We start from the raw sequence: 19,121 nt of genomic DNA on the forward strand, positions 1-19,121 counted from the left end.
GCGTGAGACGCCACCCTCCGAAGATCGATACGACGTGACGAAATCCAGACACACCCCGGCGCGCGGGGAGCGGCACCACGCCGCGTCGCGCCGGAACGCCGGCGCCTGGCGCGTTCGCGCGACACGCGGCTGCACGACCCTGCTGGGTTGCGCGATGGCGACCTCCGGCGCGTTGGCCGCCGAAGCGGCCGCACCCGCACCGGACGAGCGGCACGCGCTGCCGGCGATCAACGTCAGCGCGCAATCCGCACCCGCCGACCCGCTGACGCAACCGCTGGAAACGGGCTCGCGGCTCGGGCTCGCAAGTCTCGACACGCCCGCGAGCGTCGAGACGGTCACGGCCGACACGATCGACGCGAGGGGCGATCGCTCGGTGCTCGACGCGGTGACGCGCACGGCCGGCTTTGCGAGCGCGATGGCGCCCGGCACCGGCGGTACCGCATTGAGCGTACGCGGCTTCAGCGGGCAGGAATCGGTGATGACGGTGCTCGACGGCGTGCGGCTGATGCCGGCCGCCGGCACGATCACGTTCCCGTTCGATACGTGGTCGGTCGAGCGCATCGAGGTGCTGCGCGGCCCGGCGTCGGTGCTGTACGGCGAAGGGGCGATCGGCGGTGTGGTGAACGTGGTGCCGAAGCGGCCGCAGCGCACGCGCGAGACGACGTTGCAGGTCGGTGTCGGCCCCGACGGCGCGAAGCGCGCGGCGTTCGATACGACGGGCGCGCTCGGCCCGCAGCTGTCGTATCGCTTCTACGCGAGCGACGCGCGCGCGAACGGTCTCGCCGAGCGGGCCGATACGCATACGACCGCCGTCGGCGGCGCGTTGAAGTTCGACGCGAGCCCGAAGCTCACACTGACGCTCGACTTCGACTACGGCCGCCAGATGCCGGCGACCTACTATGGCGTACCCGCGCCGAACGGCGTGCTCGATCCGTCGCTGCGCAAGCTCAACTACAACGTCGGCGATGCGACGATTGCCTACTACGACCAGTGGACGCGCCTGTCGGCCAGCTATCGGCCGACGGCCGGCGTGACGATCGACAACCAGCTCTACTACCTGACGTCGAACCGCCACTGGCGCAATGCCGAATCGTATGCGCTCGACGCCGCGACGGGGCGCGTCACGCGCGGCGACTATCTCGACATCGGCCACCACCAGCGGCAGATCGGCGATCGGCTGAGCGCACGCTTCGACGGCACGCTGTTCGGCCGCGCGAACCGCTTCGTCGTCGGCACGGAATTCAGCGAGATCACGTTCAGCGGTACCAACAATTCGCCGTACGGCGGCGAATCGACGGTGGCCGCGCACGGCTTCGATCCCGGCGTGTTCGCGAGCCCCGACCCGACGGTGCCGCAGTTCAGCACGCGGGCGCGGCAGGCCGCGGTGTTCGCCGAGAACCGGCTCGAAGTGCTGCCGCGGCTCGCGTGGGTGAGCGGCCTGCGCTACGACCATATCGCGTTCAGCCGCGAGCAGGCGGCGACCGGCGCGGGCTTCGACAAGCGCTTCGCGAACGTCGGCTGGCGCACGGGCTTCGTGTTCGAAGTCGCACCGACGCTCAGCGCGTATGCGCAGTACACGACGGGCGCGGAGGGCCTCGGCTCGCTCGTGACGCTGTCCGCGTCGCAGGCGAACTACCGGCTCGCAACCGGCGAACAGTGGGAAGCCGGCGTCAAGCAGACGCTGCTCGACGGCCGTGCGTACTGGACGTTCGCCGTGTACGACATCACGAAGCGCAACCTGCTCAGCACCGATCCGTTCAATCCCGCGCTGCGTCAGCAGGTCGGCCGGCAATCGTCGCGCGGCATCGAGTTGACCGGCGGCGCGCGGCTGCCGCACGGCTGGACGATCGATGCGAACGTCGCGCTGCTGCGCGCGCGCTATGACGAGTTCAACCAGAGGGTCGGCAGCGCGACGGTGTCGCGCGCCGGCAATGCGCCGGCCAACGTGCCGCAGCAGACGGCGAACCTGTGGCTCGGCTGGGCGTTTGCCGAGCGCTGGCACGCGAATGCGGGCGTGCGTTACGTCGGCGCGACGTACGGCGACGACGCGAACCGCGTGCAGGTGCCGTCGTATACGGTGTTCGATGCGTCGCTGCGCTGGCAGCCGACGTCGCGCACCGAGCTCGCGCTGACCCTGCGCAATCTCGCGAACCGCACGTATGCGGTGACGACGTCGAACGGCGGCGAGCAATGGCTGCTCGGCCCGTCGCGCTCGGCGGAGCTCGTCGCGACGATGCGCTTCTGATGCGGCGCGACGTGCGTCCCGTCACACACATGCTCGACATCGAACGCGTGAGCTGGTCTCCCGGCGGCGCGCTTGCCGTGCTCGATTCGGTGACGCTGAGCGTGGCCGACGGCGAGTTCGTCGGGCTGGTCGGCCCGAACGGCAGCGGCAAGACGAGCCTGCTGCGCTGCGTGTTCCGTTACGCGCGGCCCGATGCGGGCCGCGTCGCGCTCGATGCGCAGGACGTGTGGCGCATGCGGCCGCGTGCGGTCGCGCAGCGCATTGCGGTGCTGCAGCAGGAGACACCGGACGATTTCGGGCTGACGGTCGACGAACTGGTCGGCATGGGGCGCACGCCGCACAAGCGGCCGTTCGATGCGGAGACGGCGGAGGATCGCCGGATCGTCGAATCCGCACTGCACGACGTCGGCCTCGTCGAGCGCCGCGCGCAACGCTTCGCGTCGCTGTCGGGCGGCGAGAAGCAGCGCGCGCTGCTGGCCCGCGCGCTCGTGCAGCAGCCTGAACTGCTGCTGCTCGACGAACCGACCAACCATCTCGACCTGCGCCATCAGCTCGAACTGCTCGCGCGTGTGCGGCGCCTCGGCATCGCGACGCTCGCAACGATTCACGACCTCAATCTCGCGGCTGCGTATTGCGACCGGCTCCACGTGCTCGCGCACGGCCGGGTCGTCGCATCGGGCACGCCGGCCGACGTGCTGACCGAAGCGCTGCTGCGCGACGTGTTCGGCGTCGCCGCGCTCGTCGATCGCCATCCCGTCACGGGCCGGCCGCGCATCACACCGCTTCATCCGGAATGACCGCCATGCCGTTTCCCGTCCTGTCCTCAGCGTTGTCCTCAGTATCCCGCCGGCTGGTTGCCGCGACCGTGCTCGGCTGCGCGGCTGCGCATGCGGGCGCCTATCCCGTCACCGTGCGCAGTTGCGATCGCGACGTGACGTTCGAGCGCGCGCCGACGCGTGCGGTGAGCAACGACGTGAACCTGACCGAGATGATGCTCGTGCTCGGCCTGAAGGACCGCCTCGTCGGCTATACCGGCATCGGTGGCTGGAAGACGGGCACCGCGCGCGTGCGCGGTGCGCTGCGCGGCGTGCCCGAACTGGCGAGCCAGTATCCGTCGCTCGAGGTGCTGGCGGCCGCGCGTGCCGACTTCTATCTCGCGGGCTGGAACTACGGGATGCATGTCGGCGGCCCGGTGACGCCCGCGACGCTCGCGCCGTTCGGCATCCGTACGTACGAGCTGACCGAATCGTGCTCGCACGTGATGAAGCAGGCGGCCGCATCGTTCGACGACGTGTTTCGCGACCTGAGCAATCTCGGCCGGATCTTCGGTGTCGACGCGCGCGCCGCGCAGGTCGTTGCCGCGATGCGCGCGCGTCTCGCGGCGGTGTCGCGCGCGATCGGGCAACCGCAGCCGCTGCGCGTGTTCGTCTACGACAGCGGTACCGACAAGCCGATGACGGCCGGCGGGCTCGCGATGCCGACCGCGCTGCTGGCGGCGGCCGGGGCGCGCAACGTGATGGCCGACCTGCCGCGCAGCTGGACGCAGGTGAGCTGGGAAAGCGTGGTCGCGCGTGATCCGCAGGTGATCGTGATCGTCGACTATTCGGCCGTGACGGCTGCGCAGAAGCAGCAGTTCCTGCTGAGCCAGCCGTCGCTCGCGCGTGTGGCCGCGATCCGCGACCGGCGCTTCATCGTGATTCCGTACGACGCGGCGACGCCGGGCCCCGAGAACGTCGCGGCCGTCGAGACGCTCGCGCGCGCGCTGTATCCGGCTGCGTTCGCCGGGCCGGCGCGATGAGCGTGCACGTGCGTGCATCGCGGCCCGCTATGCGCGTGGTGCTGCCGGTGCTGGCGCTGCTGCTGGTCGTGTCGATCGTCGCGTCGGCTGCATTCGGTCCGGCACCGATCGCGATGCCGGCTGCGGTGCGGATCGTCGCCACGCACATCCTGTCGGCGTTCGGCGAGGCCGGCGCGTTGGCGGCGGGGGCGGGCGACGACAGCATCGTCTGGCTGATCCGCATGCCGCGCGCGCTGCTCGCCGCGATCGTCGGCGCGACGCTGGCAGCGGTCGGCGTCGCGCTGCAGGCGGCGACCGCGAACCGCCTGGCCGATCCGCACCTGCTCGGCGTGAGCGCGGGCGCGATGCTCGGCGCCGTCGCGGTCACCGTGATGGCCGGCGCGGTATTCGGCCCGTTCACGCTGTCGGCTGCCGCGTTCGCGGGCGCGCTCGCGGCGACCGCATGCGTCGTCGCGCTCGCTTACCGGCGCGGCCGGCTCGAATCGGACCGGCTGCTGCTCGCGGGCGTATCGGTGTCGTTCATGATGGCCGCGTTCGGCAACCTGCTGCTGTATCTCGGCGACCAGCGCGCCGCGTCGTCGGTGCTGTTCTGGATGCTCGGCGGCGTCGGGCTCGCGCGCTGGGATCTGCTGCCGGTGCCGGCCGTATGCGCGGTGCTCGCCGGCGGGGCGCTGTACGCGCGCCGGCGCGAACTGAATGCGCTGATGTCGGGCGACGTCGCCGCGGCCACGCTCGGGGTGCCGAGCGCGCGGATGCGGCGCGAGGTGTTCGTCGTCGCGTCGTTCGCGACGGGCGCGATGGTGGCGGTGAGCGGCGCGATCGGCTTCGTCGGGCTCGTGACGCCGCATCTGTGCCGTCGCGTCGTCGGTGCCGAGCACGGCAGGCTGCTGCCGGTGGCCGCGCTGACGGGCGCGATCCTGCTCGTTTGGGCCGATGTGGCCGCCCGCACGCTCGCGGCGCCGGAGGATCTGCCGATCGGGATCGTGACCGCGCTGTTCGGCAGCCTGTTCTTCGTTGCGCTGCTGCGCCGCCGCTGAGCGGCGCGCACGCACCGGCGGCAGGCGGTCAGGCGAGGGCGGCCAGGAACCCTGCCGCGCGCTTCATTGCCGAGGGAAGGCCATGCCCGTGCTGCCGCCGAACGTGTCGGCATCCGGCACGTCGAACAGGTTGTCGGGCAGCGTTCTCGCGGGCAGCGTGATCACGAAGCGTGCGCCGCCGAGCGATGAATCTTCGAGCCGCACGTCGCCGCCATGCACCTGCGCGACGCGCCGCACGATCGCGAGCCCGAGCCCGAATCCGCCGGTCTGCCGGTCGCGGCTGGAGTCGAGCCGCTGGAACGGTTCGAACACGCGGGCGCGCTCGGCGACAGGAATGCCCGGGCCATCGTCGTCGACGCTCAGCACGAGCGCGCCGGACGCGTCGCTCGCGGCGGCGAGCAGCACCGTGCGCGATGCATAGCGTGCGCCGTTGCGGATCAGATTCAGCAACGCGCGGGCGACGAGCTTCGGGTCGCACACGTGGGTCGCGGGTGCACCGAGCGTCGACACGTCGAGCGCGATCCCGCGATCGGCGATGTCGTTCGCGACGTTGCCCGCGACGCTGTCGATCAGCGCATCGACGACGACTTCCATCGGCGCAAGCTGGCTCGCACCCTGTTCGAGCCGGCCGATCGTCAGCAGCTCGGTGACGAGCTCGTCGAGTTCGCGCACGTCGCGCCGCAGCGCGTCGCGGCGCTCGCGCATCCGTCCCGTTTCGTCCGGCTCCGCGAGCAGCGCGAGCCCGAATTCGAGCCGCGCAAGCGGCGTCTTCAGTTCGTGCGAGATGCCGTGCATCATTTCGCGTTGCTGCTTGATCGACGCCTCGATGCGCTCGGCCATGTCGTTGAACTGTTGCGACAGTTCGTAGATGTTCGACTTGCCCGACAGCTTCACACGCGTCGACAGCGTGCCGGCGCCGAATGCGCGTGCGGCGTCCTGCAGCCTGCGCAGGTCGCGCCAGTGATAGTGAATCCACAGCACCACCGCGAACAGCGTGCCGAGTGCGAGTAGCAGGTACGCATAGATCCGGATGTCGAGATCGGAGGCTTCGATCGGCCGTGCATGCAGGACCGACCCGTCCGCGAGCGGCATGTAGTAATCCTTGCCGTTGTAGCTGATCGCGATCCGGCCGGCCTCGAGATCGCGCAGCGGCGCGCCGCTCAATTGCGCACGGGCGGCGGCCATCGACAGGAAGCCGAACCCCTCGTTGCCGTGTTTCGAGAGCTCGCGCAGCGCGAGCTCGCGCTGCCCGCCCGGATGGCGTTCGAGGTAGTCGTTGAGCACGAACGCATAGGTGGTCAACGAGTCGCGCTGCGCCTGCGCGCTGCGATCGTAGAAGATCCGGTCGAACGACAACTGGATGAACAGGATCGACGCGGCGACGAACAGGATCACGACGAGGTACAGCCTGATTAACGGACGCAGCATTCATTCGTCCCACGCAGAAGGGCTGAACAGGTAGCCGCGGCCCCAGATCGTCTTGATCTTGTGCGGCTCCGACGACGCATCCTCGAAGCGGCGGCGCAGCTTCGAGATGCCGGAATCGACCGAGCGGTCGAGTCCGTCGAACTCGATCCCGCGCAACTGCTTCAGGATGTCGTCGCGGCTCAGCACGGTGCCGGCCGCGCGCGCGAGGATCAGCAGCAGGTTGAATTCGGCGGTCTTCAGGTCGACCGGCTCGCCGCGCCATGTGACGGTGCGGTTCGGCGGCGAGATCGCCAACTCGCCGAACACGAGCGCTTCGGGCGCGGCCACGGGCGCTTCCGCGGCGGCCGGCTGCGCGCGGCGCAGCAGCGCGCGGGCGCGTGCGACCAGCACGCGCGGCTCGATCGGCTTCGTCACGTAGTCGTCGGCGCCCGTCTCGAGGCCCGCGACCTGGTCGTAGACGTCCGCGCGCGCGGTCAGGATCAGCACGGGGACGTTGGTGAACGCGCGGATGCGCCGGCAGACTTCCATCCCGTCGAGGTTCGGCAGCATCAGGTCGAGGATCACGAGGGCCGGCTGGTGCTCGCGCACCGCCGCGACGGCGAGGTCGCCGCGCCGTACGACCGTCACCGCGAATTCATAGCCGTCGAGGTATTCGCGGACGAGTTGCGCAAGGCGGTCGTCGTCCTCGATCAGCAGTACGCGGTATTTGAGCGGATCTTCGTTCATGGGCTCCTCAGGATGCGCGCGCCATTACACACCCGGGCAAGCCGGTGTGCGGCGCGGCACGCAGATTCTATCCGGCGCACCGAAGGCGGGGGAAGCGATACGACAATCTCGAACAATCGAACACAATTGAGCACAGATTCTCCGCAGATTCAGGACAGTCTCGGCGCAGGGCGGCACCTAGACTGCGGGCTCCTTCACTCGTATCTCAATATTGTGCGCCCAACACTCCGCCGCTACCGTTATTGCATGCCGCTCGCCGGCTTGACCCTGGCCGCCGCCGCTCACGCGGAAAACCAGTATTCGCTGTCGCTCGGCGGCGGTTTCGCGCCGCGCTACCCGGGCAGCAAGCAGTATCGCGGCGTCGTCGCGCCGGGGTTTGCCGCGAAGTTCGGCAACGGCTTCTTCATCGACAGCACCGAGGGCGCGGGCTACCGGCTGGACCTGCCGCACGGTGTGTTCGTGTCGGCGGCGGTGAGCTACGACGCGGGCCGCACCGACGAGAACCGCTTCGACATGCCGGGCTCCGACTACCTGAAGGGCATGGGCCGGATTCCGGGCTCGGTACTGGTCGGCGTGCGCGCGGGTGTGACGCTCTTCAATGCAGCGGAACTGAGCGTGACGATCGATACGCCGGTGACGCATACGTCACGTGGCGTGTCGGGGCACGTGGATCTCGCGGTGCCGGTGTTCAAGACCGCGCAGCACGAGATCATCGTGACGGGCACCGTGCATGGGGGCTCGGGGCGCTATACGCAGACGTTCTACGGCGTGACCGACGCCCAGTCGATGACGAGCCGGTTCCGGCCGTATTCGACGAGCGGCGGGATCGACAGCGCATCGATGGCGGTCGCGTGGAACTGGACCCTGTCGCAGCACTGGTCGGTGCTCGCGACCGGCGGCGTGACGCGCTTGCTCGGCCGCTACGGTGACAGTCCGATCGCCCAGTCGCGCAGCAATTACTACGGCATTGCGGGCGTGACCTACAAGTTCTGAACGGAGGGTCGCGGCACGCATCGTGTGGTGCAGCCGGCATGCACGTGCCGTCACGCCGCGCAGCGTGCGGTAACATGCAGGCGGCTTCGGCGGCAGGCCGAACCCGCGACTCGGGCACGCAGAATCGGCGCGGCCCGGACGCGTGGAGCCGATCACGCATGCAACGCCCGGTCGGCCGGGAACGCCGCACAGGTTCCGCCGGGTGCAACAGGGAGAATCCGATGAAGAAGACGATCGCGATGATGATGGCGCTGGTTGCGGGCGCAACGTTTGCGGGATGCACGGACATGAAAACGAAGAATGCGACCGCAGGCGGCATGGTGACGAATGGCAGGCCGGCAGGCATGCCGCAGGCATGCAAGGCGGACGCGGGGCCGGACGACGCGCTGGTCGGTAGGGCCGAAGCCGATGCGGCGGCGCAACTGGACGGCTGCCTGTGGCGCGTGCTCGAGCGCGACGGCAAGTCATTGCCGGGCACGATGGACTACCGTGAGGAACGCCGCAATCTCGGCATTCGCGACGGCAAGGTGATCTGGGTGCGGCGCGGGTGACGGGGGGGCCGGCGGCGGCGTGCCCGCGGGTACGCGAGCGAGTGGCGTCGGCATGCATGTGGTGCCCGGCATTGCCGCGTTTGAGAGACTGTCGATACTGCACGGGGCAGCGTCCCGCGCGCCGACACTGACGGCGCTGGGCGTGCTCGGCGTGCTGGCCGGATGCGGGCGACATGACGGCGCAGCATCGGCGGAGCCTCGCACCGTATGCATCACCGGCTATAACGAATACACCCGCAAGCTTCACGCGTTCTGGCTCGACAACCAGCACAAGTCGGGATGCTTCGGCAATCCGTCCGCGCGGGAAGCCGGCGAGGCCTTCGGTGGCGGCGGTGGGTTCGCCTGCGGCTGCAGGGTTACGCCGGGGCAAGCAGTGAAGCTCGCGTGGGTGTTCGCGCAACCGCTGGACGAGATCCAGCGTGGCGTTCAGGCGGAACACAGGACGATCGACGTGACGATTCCGCAGCCGGAATCGTCGATGTCGCGCTATCTGTGCGTGTACTTCAGGAAGAACGGCACGGCCGAACTGCAATGGGTGGACGACATGAACGCGCCCGAGTTGCCGCCGACCGTGGAGAAATGATCGCCGCGCGACGCGTGCGATCGGCGGTGCGCTACTTCGAGATGTACCACAGCGCATCCGCGCTGGCGCGCGAAGGCTGAGCGGCCGCAGCCGGCACTGGAGCCGGCGCGGGCGGCGGCGTGTTCGACGTGATGGCCGTCGGCAGCGTGGCCGGAATGTTCGCGGTCGACGGCGAGGCCGCCGTCGTTCCCGACGTCGACGGCGTATTCACGTACCAGAGCGCATCGGCCGACGCCGTGCGTTTTGCCGGCGCCGCCGCCGCCGCCGCCGGATTGGCTGCCGTATTCGTTGCCGTGTTCGCCGACTTCTTCGAGGAAGCGGCCGTCGTCGCCGCACCCGCTTGCGCCGTCATGCCGGCGCCATTGCCCGCACCCCGCTGCGCGCGCGCCTCGAACGGCCCGAGCTGGAAGATTAACGTTTGCGCGGGACGCGTCAGGACGGCATACGGAAACTGCAGCTCCCACGACATCAGCACGCGTCCGGCCGACGTCTCGGTGAAGATCGCCGGCAGGTGCTTCATGTCGCTGAACTGCACGTAGATCCGCGCGCCGTCGTCGAAGACCTGGGTCGGCTTCGCCTGGTCCGCGCCCGTGACCGTCCATCCGAAGTTGTACGTGCCGGCCGGGCCGGCAGGGCCACCCTGCGGCGGCGGAGGCGGCGGGGCCGACGAAATCGTGCGCGGGCGCGTGACCTGCTGCGGCGCGGACACGCTCAGGCTCGCGAACGGGTTGTACGCCTGCGCCTGTTGCGGCGGCGTAAAGGACGGTGGAAGGATAGGCATGGGAGTATCCGGCGAATCCGGCATGGTCCGGATTGCATCATAGACCTTGCGCGCATACGCGAGGCGCTTGTCGGGCGAGGCGGAGTTGTACGCGCCGATCGCGTTCCAGTTGGGGCCGAGCTGGCGGATGTTCTGCGACAGGATCCACGCGCCGACATACGCGTTCGTGCATGCATCGAACAGGCTTTCCCGCGTGATGCCTTCGCGCGCGAGCGTCGGCAGCCACGTGCTGTTGATCTGCATCAGGCCGATGTCGACCGTGCCGTTCGTGTTGGTGTTGACGGCGCTCGGATTCATGCCCGACTCGACCTGCGCGATGCCGCGCATCAGGCTGACGCTCACGTGCTGGAACGCGGCCGCGTCGTCGAGGCAATCGGCCCGGGCGACGCCGTGCAGCGCGCACGACATCGCAATCGTCGCGGCGATTTTCAGCGTTGCTCGGCTGATCGAACGGGTTGTCTGACGCGGCATGGCAGGATGGGGCGGAATCCGGGCGCCCGGTGCAAGGAAATTACGCAGACGCGAAGTGTGCCATAGCGAGCAGGCAAATGGCTCGCGTCAAACTTTCCTTTGCATTTGCCCGCGCGTTCGCCACGCATTTTTATCGCGTCCGATCACGAGGTGCAGCGAAGCATGATCGGTAAAAATGGCCGGATTTCGGGGCGAATACCGGGGCAGTGGCGGCGCCGGAATACTGACGCATTGCGTCATTCGTCTCGGGAAATCGGTGCTGAATCAAACCGGATGGAAATCGCGCAGCCGTCGATATCCGGGTGGTGAAGGGCGATGAAAAGGCGATCCGGAAAGATCGGCGGCCGAAGCCGCCGTGTCGGCCGATGCGGATTCGACCGGCCGCGCGGCGCGCAGCCGGCCGTGTTGCATCAGAAGCGGTGACGCAGGCCGAGGTTGACCATCGTCTGCGAGCTCGTGCCCGCGTAGCCGTACGACCCGATCGACGCCTGCGCGGCCATCGAGCCGCCCTGGCCGTCGCCGGTCTGGCCGCTGGCGTGCTGGTACGCGGCGGTCAGGTAGACGTCGGTGCGCTTCGACAGGTTGTAGTCGGCGCCGGCCGATACCTGGTGATAGGTGGCCGACGTGTCGCCGCCCGAGCGCGTGTAGCTGTAGCCGACGCCGACCAGCAGCGCGTTCGTCGCCTGGTAGTTCACGAAGCCTTGCCCCGTGTTGTAGTGCTCGTTCGAGCCGAATACCGAGCTTCCATCGCGGCGGTACTGCGCGTTGCTGTAGCCGAGGCCGAACGTGAACGGGCCGGCCACGTACTGGCCCGCGATGCGCGCGATGCCGATCGAATGCGCGCTCGCATAGCCGCTGTTGACCGGGCCGTCGAACGTGCCGTCCGACGAGCTGGTCCAGCCGGTGCGCAGGGTGTTCGACGCGGGGCTGTTGGTCGCGTGGAAGTAGCCGCCCGCGACGCTGAACGGCCCGTTGTTGTACGACACGGCGGCCGAATACGAATTCGCGGCGCCGGTGCTGCCCGCGATGCCGCCGAACGAATACATCGCCGAGAACTGCAGGCCCGCATAGACGGCCGACGTGTACTTCACCGCGTTGTCGACGCGGAAGCTGTTGTCGTAGTTGTCGACGTCGCCCGGGGTCGCGAACACGCTGCCGAGATAATTGTCGGCGGTGATGCCCTGCACGAGATCGATGAGCGGATCGTACTGGCGGCCGAACGTGAGCGTGCCGTAGCGGTCGCTCGCCAGGCCGACGAACGCCTGCCGGCCGAACATGCGGCCGCCCTGGCCCAGCCGGCCGTTGCTCGGGTCGAAGCCGTTCTCGAGCTGGAACAGCGCCTTCAGCCCGCCGCCGAGATCCTCGGTGCCTTTCACGCCCCAGCGGCTGCCGGCCAGGTTGCCCGCGCTGCTGTTGCCGAGCATCCACGCGTTGTCCTTGCCCTGCGCATGGTTCACATAGGTGATCGACGTGTCGATCACGCCATAGAGCGTGACGCTCGACTGCGCATGCGCGACGGGTATCGCCGCGAACGACGCGATGGAAATCAGCGAGAGGGTCGTGCGTTTCATGTCATCTCCTTGCGCATTGGCTTGTGTTCGTGATCCGGAATGGCAGGAGACTACCGAGCCCGATTAAAACGGTAAAAATGAAATTCTCTTTTGTGGCCTGAGGTAGACAGGGATGTCCTCCGATCTCCGCTATCGAAGGATTTGAATTATTGAAAATTGCGTATCAATTGATTGTCATTTCGCGATTTCGTCGTTGCGGCTTGCATATCTCGAGACAATTTCCGGCAATTCGGGGAGGAATTAAGGTGGTCGGGATATTGTTATCGATCCGTCAAATCATTATTGAATGAATCGAATTGGCCCGGGCGCAATGGATGTGTTAGCGACGCGTCGCACGCGCCTCCGGCGGCGGCATTGCGACGGGGGGCATCCATTTCTCTCTCGTTGTCGTTGCGGACGTCGACTTCGGCGAAACGGGCAAGGAGCGCTACCTGTGGCTCGTCAATGCACGACACCCGATCTCGGCCGGGCTGCCGGCCGGCGCGACGAATGTGTACGGCAAGCAGGCGCCGATGAGCTGGGGCCGGCCGGGGTGCGGCGCCATCGCGATCGCGACCGTGTACGGTCAACCCGACAAGGCCGCGATCTTCGCGTACGAGAAGGGCGCGACGATGGACTACGCAGCGCTCGCGCCGGCGCGCCGCGTGATGTTCTTCCTCGACAACGACACGTTCGTGAACCTGTCGCCGGCCGGTGTCGCGCTGTTCGACGCGGCCGTCGACCGGCCGGCCGGGCGGCGCTGATTGGCAACCGCGGCGCTAGGCCGCCTGCAGCGCCGCCGCTTCGATCAGTTGCGCGAGCATCTGCGCCGGCTCCGACATCGTGCGCCGCGCGCGATGCACGAGCCCGATGTCGCGGTGGAACGTGTGATGCCCGAGGTCGAGCGCGCGCACGCCGGCCGGCCAGCGGCGATAGACGGCGGTCTGCGGGACGATTGCGACGCCGACGCCGTTCTCGACCAGCTTGACGATCGCGTCGAGCTCGTCGAGTTCGCAGGTGTCGCGCACCGCGATGTGCATCTTCCTCAGAAAGCGATCGACCTGGCGGCCGCCGAACGACGCGCGGTCGTAGCGCACGAACGGTTCGCTCGCGAGCAGTTCGGCCCAGTCCTTGCCCTTCACGCCGCGCGGCACGATCAGTCGGAACGGTTCCTGCACGAGCGTCGTCCAGTGCAGGTCGCTCTGCAGCGAAAACGGCGGCCGGATGATCGCGGCCATGTCGATCTCGCCCGCATCGACCCGGTTGACCAGTTCGATCGACAGCCCCGGGATCACGCGTGTGCGGCACGCGGGCTGCCGGCGATGGAAATCGGCGAGCGCGGCCGGCAGCAGCGCGCTCTGTACCGACGCGATCGCGCCGATCGTCACGCGCACGTTGGCCGGCGAACCGGGTGCCGTCGAGCTCAGGTTCTCGTACAGGCCGATCAGTGCCTGCGCCTGGTCGAGCACGTGATGCCCCATTTCGTTGAGCCGGGCCGACCGGCCTTGCCGGTCGAACAGCGCGAAGCCGAGCTCGGCTTCGAGGCGCTGCATCTGCGCGCTCACGGCCGCCTGCGTGAGCCCGATACGGTGGCCGGCCGCGGCGAATGTGCCTTCCCGGGCCACGGCGACGAGGGTTTTCAGTTCGCGGATCATTCATCAATTCCGTTTGTGAATGATGCAACTATATATTGATTTAATTTTTGATTGACCTTGACTACCATGGTGCCGTCCTCGCGCCACGCGAGCGTTCCATCACGAGGCCACCATGAGTCTTTCCCCGTTTCACCTGGCGATCCCGGTCTACGACCTGCCGGCCGCACGCGATTTCTACGGCCGTGTGTTCGGGCTGGCAGAGGGGCGCTCGAGCGCGCAGTGGGTCGACTTCGACTTCTACGGTCACCAGCTCGTGATCCACGAGCATCCGAAGACCGCGTCGCAGGAAGGCGCGCATACGAACGCGGTCGACGGTCACGACGTGCCGGTGCCGCATTTCGGGATCGTGCTCGACTGGCCGAGCTGGGAAGCGCTGGCCGAGCGGCTGAGATCGTTCGGCGTGACCTTCGTGATCGAGCCTTATGTGCGGTTCCAGGGGCAGGTCGGCGAACAGGCGACGATGTTCCTGTTCGATCCGTGCGGCAATGCGCTCGAATTCAAGGCGTTCCGCGATATCGGCCAGTTGTTCGCGAAGTGACCGGCGGCGCCGTCAGCGCCGATTGAAATTGGGTGCGAGAATGCGGCCTGCGGCCCGGCTGCGCGCATGCATACCGGCCGGCGCTGCGCCGCACGGCATCCGTGCGTGCGTGCCGTTCTCCAAGGAACCCGTATGGACCGTCACATCGCTCCGGTGGAGCTGAAGAAAGCCTACCGTCTCCTCAACCACGGCCCGACCGTGCTCGTGTCGGCGCGCCACGACGGCGTCGACAACGTGATGGCCGCCGCTTGGGCGTGCGCGCTGGACTTCCTGCCGCCGAAGCTGACGGTCGTGCTCGACAAGTCCGCGAAGACGCGCGAGCTCGTCGAGCGCAGCGGCACGTTCGTGATCCAGGTGCCGACGGCCGCACAGATTCAGCTCACGCATGCGGTCGGCAGCCACAGTCTCGCGGAGCGGCCCGACAAGCTGCGCGAAGCCGGCGTCACGCTGTTCGACGTCGAAGGCCACGACCTGCCGTTCGTCGCCGGCTGCTCGGGCTGGCTCGCGTGCAGGCTGGTTCCGGAGCCGCACAACCAGCAGGCCTACGACCTGTTCATCGGCGAGGTGGTCGCGGCGTGGTCCGACACGCGCGTGTTCCGCGACGGCCACTGGTATTTCGAATCGGCCGATCCGGCGCTGCGCAGCCTGCACTACATCGCGGGCGGCAATTTCTATGCGATCGGCGAATCGCTGCACGTCGATCCGGACGCGAAGTAAGCGTCGGGCGGGCGACCGGTTCCGCCGATCCGGGCGCGCGGTTCACGCGCGTTTTTTCAATGCCGCCCGCATGGTGTCGGCGAACGCCTGCGCGACGCGCGGCAGCGTGCGGCCGCGCTTCGTGACGAGCGCGATCGGCCGCACGAACGCGGGGTCGTCGATCGGCTTCGCGACCAGCTCGGGCTCGGCGCGCACCTCGCGCGCGGTCGCCGGCAGGATCGTCACGCCGAGGCCGCCGCGCACCATCGCGACCGCCGTCATCATGTAGGTCGGCTCGCACGCGATGTCGGGCGTGCAGCCGGCCGCGTCCAGCGCGGCATCGACGACGCTGCGCACGCTCGTGCCCTGCGCGGTGAGCACGAGCGGCACGGCCGCCACGTCGGCGGTGCTCACGCGGCGCTTGCGCGCAAGCGGATGATCTTTCGGGCACACGGCGACGAGCCGGTCGGCGCCCGCATACAGCACCTCCAGCGACGCATCGAACGTGTCGCCGCCCGTCAATCCGAGATCGGCCTCCTCGTTGCGCACGAGCGCGGTGACGAGGCTCGCGACGCCGTCGTGGATCTCGAAGCCTGCACGCGGCACCGCGCGCCGGAACGACTGGATCAGCTCCGGCAGCATGCTGGACGCGAAGGTCGGCAGGCACGCGAGCCGTACCGTGCCGCTCGTGCCTTCGCCGAGCGCGCGCGCATCGCGCAGCACGCGCTCCATGTCGCCGAGCGAGCGCTGCAGCAGCGGCAGCAGCTCGCGCCCGGTCTGCGTGAGCGCGACGCTGCGGCTGTTGCGGTCGAACAGGCGCGCGCCGACGATGTCCTCGAGCCGGCGGATCTGCACGGTCAGCGCCGGCTGCGACAGGTGCAGGCGCGCGGCCGCACGCGTGAAGTTGCCGGCCTGCGCGACGGTGACGAATGCGCGAATGTCGCGAAGATTCAGATCCATAACGGTTCGTGATTGCTGCGATCAAATCATTTCAATTGTGCTATCGCTGCGCCGACCTTACGCTCGTCTCCAACAAAAGACAAGGTAGGAGACACGGATGCTGCCGTTACTCGGGCTTGGCACGATCGTCGTGCTGCTGGCCGCGATTCTGTCGAAGCGGATGTCGCCGCTCGTCGCGCTGATCCTCGTGCCGATCGCCGCATCGCTGATCGGCGGCTTCGGGCTGCACACCAGCAAGTTCGTCGTCGACGGGCTGAAGGGGCTCGCGCCCGTCGTCGGGATGTTCGTGTTCGCGATTCTCTATTTCGGGACGATCACCGACGCCGGCACGCTCGACCCGATCATCGACCGCATCCTGCGCGCGGTCGGCACGCGGCCGACGCGCATCGTGATGGGCACGACGCTGCTTGCACTGCTGATCCACCTCGACGGCTCGGGCGCCGTCTGCTTTCTCGTGACGATTCCGGCCGTGCTGCCGCTGTACGACCGGCTGAAGATGGACCGTCGCGTGCTGGCCGCCGCAGTGTCGATGGCCGCGGGCATCAACTTCCTGCCGTGGACGGGGCCGATGATTCGCGCGTCGGCGTCGCTGCACCTGCCGGTGTCGGCGCTGTTCAATCCGCTGATCCCGGTGCAGGCGATCGGGCTCGTGTTCGTGTTCGGCGTCGCGTACTGGCTCGGGCGGCGCGAAGAGAAGCGGCTCGGGTTGTCGCGCGATGATGCGTCGATCCCGCTGCCGAAGCGCGAGCTGACACCCGACGAGCAGGCGCTGCGCCGGCCGCACTTGTTCTGGTTCAACCTCGTGCTGACGCTCGTCGTGCTCGGCACGATGGTCGTGATGGGCGAGAAGATCCCGCCCGCGATCATGTTCATGGTCGGGCTGTGCATCGCGCTGATGGTGAACTACCCGGACGTCGACATGCAGAGGAAGCGCATCGACGCCCATGCACGCGCCGCGCTGATGATGGCCGGCATCCTGCTCGCGGCCGGCGTGTTCACGGGGATCATGCAGGGCAGCGGGATGCTGAAGGCGATGGCGCAGGCGGCGGTCGGCTTCGTGCCGCCGTCGATGGCCGGCCACATCCCGGTGGCGCTCGGCTTCGCGTCGATGCCGCTCAGCATGCTGTTCGATCCCGATTCGTTCTACTTCGGCGTGCTGCCCGTGATCGCGGAAGTGGCCGGCCAGCTCGGTGTGCCGGCCGTGCAGGTCGGACAGGCCGCGCTGCTCGGCCAGATGACGACCGGGTTCCCGGTCAGCCCGCTGACGCCCGCGACGTTCCTCGTCGTCGGCCTGTGCGGCATCGAGCTGGCCGAGCACCAGAAATTCACGTTTCCGCTGCTGTTCGGCGCGTCGATCGTGATGACGATCGCATGCGTCGTGCTGGGCATCTTTTGATCTTTCCCGGCGGCGACATCCGCCGGACGACGGTACGGACATGACAGCAAAGCAACCTGAACGGCGCGTGCGCATCGGCGCCGGCGCCGGCTACTCGGGCGACCGGATCGAGCCCGCGGTCGAACTGGCCGAACACGGGCAGCTCGACTATCTCGTCTTCGAATGCCTGGCCGAGCGCACGATCGCGATCGCGCAGCAGGCGCGGCGCAAGGATCCGGCACGCGGCTACGACCCGCTGCTCGATGCGAGGATGCGCGCCGTGGTGCCGGTCGCTGCGCCGAAGGGCGTGCGCATCGTGTCGAACATGGGCGCGGCGAATCCGCGTGCGGCCGCGCGGCGCACCGCGCAGATCGCGCAATCGCTCGGTTTTGCACACTTGAAGGTCGCGGCGGTCGAAGGCGACGACGTGCTCGACGTCGTGCTGCGCGGCGCGTTCCGCTTCGAGGAATCGGGTGACGAGGTCGCCGCGTATCGCGACCGTATCGTGTCCGCGAACGCGTACCTCGGCGCCGCGCCGATCGTCGACGCGCTCGCGGCCGGCGCGGACGTCGTGCTGACCGGGCGCGTCGCCGATCCGTCGCTGTTCGCCGCGCCGCTGATCCACGCGTTCGGCTGGCGGATGGACGACTGGGACCTGCTCGGACAGGCGACGGTCGTTGGCCACCTGCTCGAATGCGCGGGTCAGGTGACGGGCGGCTACTTCGCCGATCCCGGCTACAAGGACGTGCCGAACCTCGCGCGGCTCGGGTTTCCGATCGGCGAAGTCGCGGCCGACGGTGCGGTCGTGATCACGAAGGTGCCGCATGCGGGCGGCCGCGTGAGCGCGGCGACCTGCAAGGAGCAACTGCTCTACGAGATTCACGATCCGGCGCGGTATCTGCAGCCCGACGTCGTCGCGGATTTCACGCAGGTCACCGTGGCCGAGGAGGCGGCGGACCGCGTGCGCGTGACGGGCGGGCGCGGCACCGCGCGGCCCGACACGCTGAAGGTGTCGGTCGCTTACGTCGACGGCTGGATCGGTGAAGGCCAGATCTCGTACGGCGGTCCGGGCGCGCTCGAACGCGCGCGTCTCGCGCTCGAGATCGTCCGCGAGCGGCTGGCATTGACCGGTGTTGCCGCGACCGAGTTGCGCTTCGACCTGATCGGCGTCGATGCGCTGTATGGCGACGCGACGCCGGCCGTGCGCGGCGAGCCGGCCGAGGTGCGCGTGCGGGTGGCCGGCCGTGCGGCGAGCGCCGCCGAAGCGGCGCGGATCGGCAATGAAGTCGAGACGCTCTATACGAACGGGCCGGCCGGTGGCGGCGGCGCGTTCAAGTCGACCCGCGAGGTGATCGCGGTGCAGTCGGTGCTGCTGCCGCGCGCGGCCGTGACGCCGTCGTTTTCATTCGTGGAGGCCTGATGCAACTGCGTGAACTCGCGCATGCGCGCACGGGCGACAAGGGCAACACGCTGAACGTGTCGGTCATCTGCCGCGATCCGCGCCATTACGATCATCTGCGCACGCATCTGGATGCCGACGCGGTGAAGACGTGGCTTGCGGGCATCGTGCACGGCGACGTCGTGCGTTACGAATTGCCGGCGCTCGGTGCATTCAACTTCGTGCTGCGCGATGCGCTCGGCGGCGGCGTCACGCGCTCGCTCGCGCTCGACGCGCACGGCAAGTCGGTCAGTTCGGCGCTGCTGGCGATCGAGGTGCCCGACCCGGCGTGACGG

General features: G+C 68.5%; 18 protein-coding genes and 1 pseudogene. 13 read left to right on the plus strand and 6 right to left on the minus strand.

Going from position 1 to position 19,121, the window contains the following annotated elements:
- The first annotated feature begins 154 nt into the window (after positions 1-154).
- The 4 genes from G3N64_RS08105 to G3N64_RS08120 are packed head-to-tail and all read left to right on the plus strand — an operon-like array spanning position 155 to position 5,080.
- Positions 155-2,245, plus strand: coding sequence for a TonB-dependent siderophore receptor (locus G3N64_RS08105; protein WP_205783360.1), 2,091 nt, complete (start codon positions 155-157; stop codon positions 2,243-2,245).
- Positions 2,245-3,042: an ABC transporter ATP-binding protein gene (locus G3N64_RS08110; protein ID WP_205783383.1), complete on the plus strand. Its 798-nt coding sequence runs from the start codon at positions 2,245-2,247 to the stop codon at positions 3,040-3,042. Before G3N64_RS08105 ends, G3N64_RS08110 begins: the two co-directional genes overlap by 1 nt.
- Positions 3,039-4,043: an ABC transporter substrate-binding protein gene (locus tag G3N64_RS08115; RefSeq protein WP_205783361.1), complete on the plus strand. Its 1,005-nt coding sequence runs from the start codon at positions 3,039-3,041 to the stop codon at positions 4,041-4,043. The genes G3N64_RS08110 and G3N64_RS08115 overlap by 4 nt, the downstream gene beginning before the upstream one ends.
- Positions 4,040-5,080, plus strand: a complete 1,041-nt coding sequence (locus G3N64_RS08120; RefSeq protein WP_205783362.1) for an iron ABC transporter permease — start codon at positions 4,040-4,042, stop codon at positions 5,078-5,080. The genes G3N64_RS08115 and G3N64_RS08120 overlap by 4 nt, the downstream gene beginning before the upstream one ends.
- A 63-nt stretch (positions 5,081-5,143) precedes the next feature.
- On the opposite strand, the gene G3N64_RS08125 is transcribed toward G3N64_RS08120, so the two are convergent.
- A complete protein-coding gene (locus tag G3N64_RS08125) occupies positions 5,144-6,508 on the minus strand; it encodes an ATP-binding protein (RefSeq protein ID WP_205783363.1) in 1,365 nt (454 codons plus the stop codon).
- On the minus strand, positions 6,509-7,234 hold the full coding sequence (locus tag G3N64_RS08130; protein WP_205783364.1) for a response regulator: 726 nt from the start codon (positions 7,232-7,234) through the stop codon (positions 6,509-6,511).
- A gap of 246 nt (positions 7,235-7,480) precedes the next feature.
- Between G3N64_RS08130 and G3N64_RS08135 the strand changes: the two genes are divergently transcribed.
- From G3N64_RS08135 to G3N64_RS08145, 3 genes are all read left to right on the plus strand, one after another.
- Positions 7,481-8,227, plus strand: coding sequence for a MipA/OmpV family protein (locus G3N64_RS08135; protein ID WP_205783365.1), 747 nt, complete (start codon positions 7,481-7,483; stop codon positions 8,225-8,227).
- Positions 8,228-8,448: 221 nt separating this feature from the next.
- On the plus strand, positions 8,449-8,778 hold the full coding sequence (locus tag G3N64_RS08140; RefSeq protein WP_205783366.1) for a hypothetical protein: 330 nt from the start codon (positions 8,449-8,451) through the stop codon (positions 8,776-8,778).
- A 52-nt stretch (positions 8,779-8,830) separates the two neighbouring features.
- Positions 8,831-9,361 carry a hypothetical protein gene (locus tag G3N64_RS08145; protein WP_241020839.1) on the plus strand — a complete coding sequence of 177 codons (531 nt, stop codon included), beginning with the start codon at positions 8,831-8,833 and terminating at the stop codon, positions 9,359-9,361.
- A gap of 31 nt (positions 9,362-9,392) precedes the next feature.
- Here the strand turns inward: G3N64_RS08145 and G3N64_RS08150 are convergent, their stop codons facing one another.
- Together G3N64_RS08150 and G3N64_RS08155 are read right to left on the minus strand one after the other, a co-directional pair.
- The gene (locus G3N64_RS08150) at positions 9,393-10,613 is read right to left on the minus strand and encodes a transglycosylase SLT domain-containing protein (RefSeq protein ID WP_205783367.1); all 1,221 of its coding nucleotides are present in this window, start codon (positions 10,611-10,613) and stop codon (positions 9,393-9,395) included.
- A gap of 410 nt (positions 10,614-11,023) precedes the next feature.
- Positions 11,024-12,184 (minus strand): porin, encoded by a 1,161-nt coding sequence (locus G3N64_RS08155; protein ID WP_205783368.1) that lies wholly within the window; start codon positions 12,182-12,184, stop codon positions 11,024-11,026.
- 395 nt (positions 12,185-12,579) lie between these two features.
- Between G3N64_RS08155 and G3N64_RS08160 the strand changes: the two are divergent.
- Positions 12,580-12,927: pseudogene (locus G3N64_RS08160) on the plus strand (hypothetical protein); the annotation flags it as partial.
- 15 nt (positions 12,928-12,942) lie between these two features.
- Here G3N64_RS08160 and G3N64_RS08165 read toward each other — a convergent pair.
- Entirely contained in the window at positions 12,943-13,818 is an 876-nt protein-coding gene (locus G3N64_RS08165) for a LysR family transcriptional regulator (RefSeq protein WP_205783369.1), read from the minus strand.
- A 112-nt stretch (positions 13,819-13,930) separates the two neighbouring features.
- Between G3N64_RS08165 and G3N64_RS08170 the strand changes: the two genes are divergently transcribed.
- Together G3N64_RS08170 and G3N64_RS08175 are read left to right on the plus strand one after the other, a co-directional pair.
- Positions 13,931-14,356 (plus strand): VOC family protein, encoded by a 426-nt coding sequence (locus G3N64_RS08170; protein WP_043182401.1) that lies wholly within the window; start codon positions 13,931-13,933, stop codon positions 14,354-14,356.
- Between the two features lie 132 nt (positions 14,357-14,488).
- Positions 14,489-15,073, plus strand: a complete 585-nt coding sequence (locus G3N64_RS08175) for a flavin reductase family protein (RefSeq protein ID WP_205783370.1) — start codon at positions 14,489-14,491, stop codon at positions 15,071-15,073.
- A gap of 42 nt (positions 15,074-15,115) precedes the next feature.
- On the opposite strand, the gene G3N64_RS08180 is transcribed toward G3N64_RS08175, so the two are convergent.
- A complete protein-coding gene (locus G3N64_RS08180) occupies positions 15,116-16,012 on the minus strand; it encodes a LysR family transcriptional regulator (RefSeq protein ID WP_205783371.1) in 897 nt (298 codons plus the stop codon).
- 97 nt (positions 16,013-16,109) lie between these two features.
- On the opposite strand from G3N64_RS08180, the gene G3N64_RS08185 reads away from it, so the two are divergent.
- From G3N64_RS08185 to G3N64_RS08195, 3 genes are read left to right on the plus strand one after another with little or no spacing between them, the layout of a single operon-like run.
- Positions 16,110-17,408 (plus strand): citrate:proton symporter, encoded by a 1,299-nt coding sequence (locus G3N64_RS08185; protein WP_205783372.1) that lies wholly within the window; start codon positions 16,110-16,112, stop codon positions 17,406-17,408.
- A 40-nt stretch (positions 17,409-17,448) separates the two neighbouring features.
- Positions 17,449-18,807, plus strand: coding sequence for an acyclic terpene utilization AtuA family protein (locus G3N64_RS08190; protein ID WP_205783373.1), 1,359 nt, complete (start codon positions 17,449-17,451; stop codon positions 18,805-18,807).
- Positions 18,807-19,118 carry a hypothetical protein gene (locus G3N64_RS08195; protein ID WP_205783374.1) on the plus strand — a complete coding sequence of 104 codons (312 nt, stop codon included), beginning with the start codon at positions 18,807-18,809 and terminating at the stop codon, positions 19,116-19,118. The genes G3N64_RS08190 and G3N64_RS08195 overlap by 1 nt, the downstream gene beginning before the upstream one ends.
- The last annotated feature ends 3 nt before the right edge of the window (positions 19,119-19,121 follow it).

The organism is Burkholderia sp. Ac-20344 (assembly GCF_017104975.1).
Classification (GTDB): Bacteria; Pseudomonadota; Gammaproteobacteria; order Burkholderiales; family Burkholderiaceae; genus Burkholderia.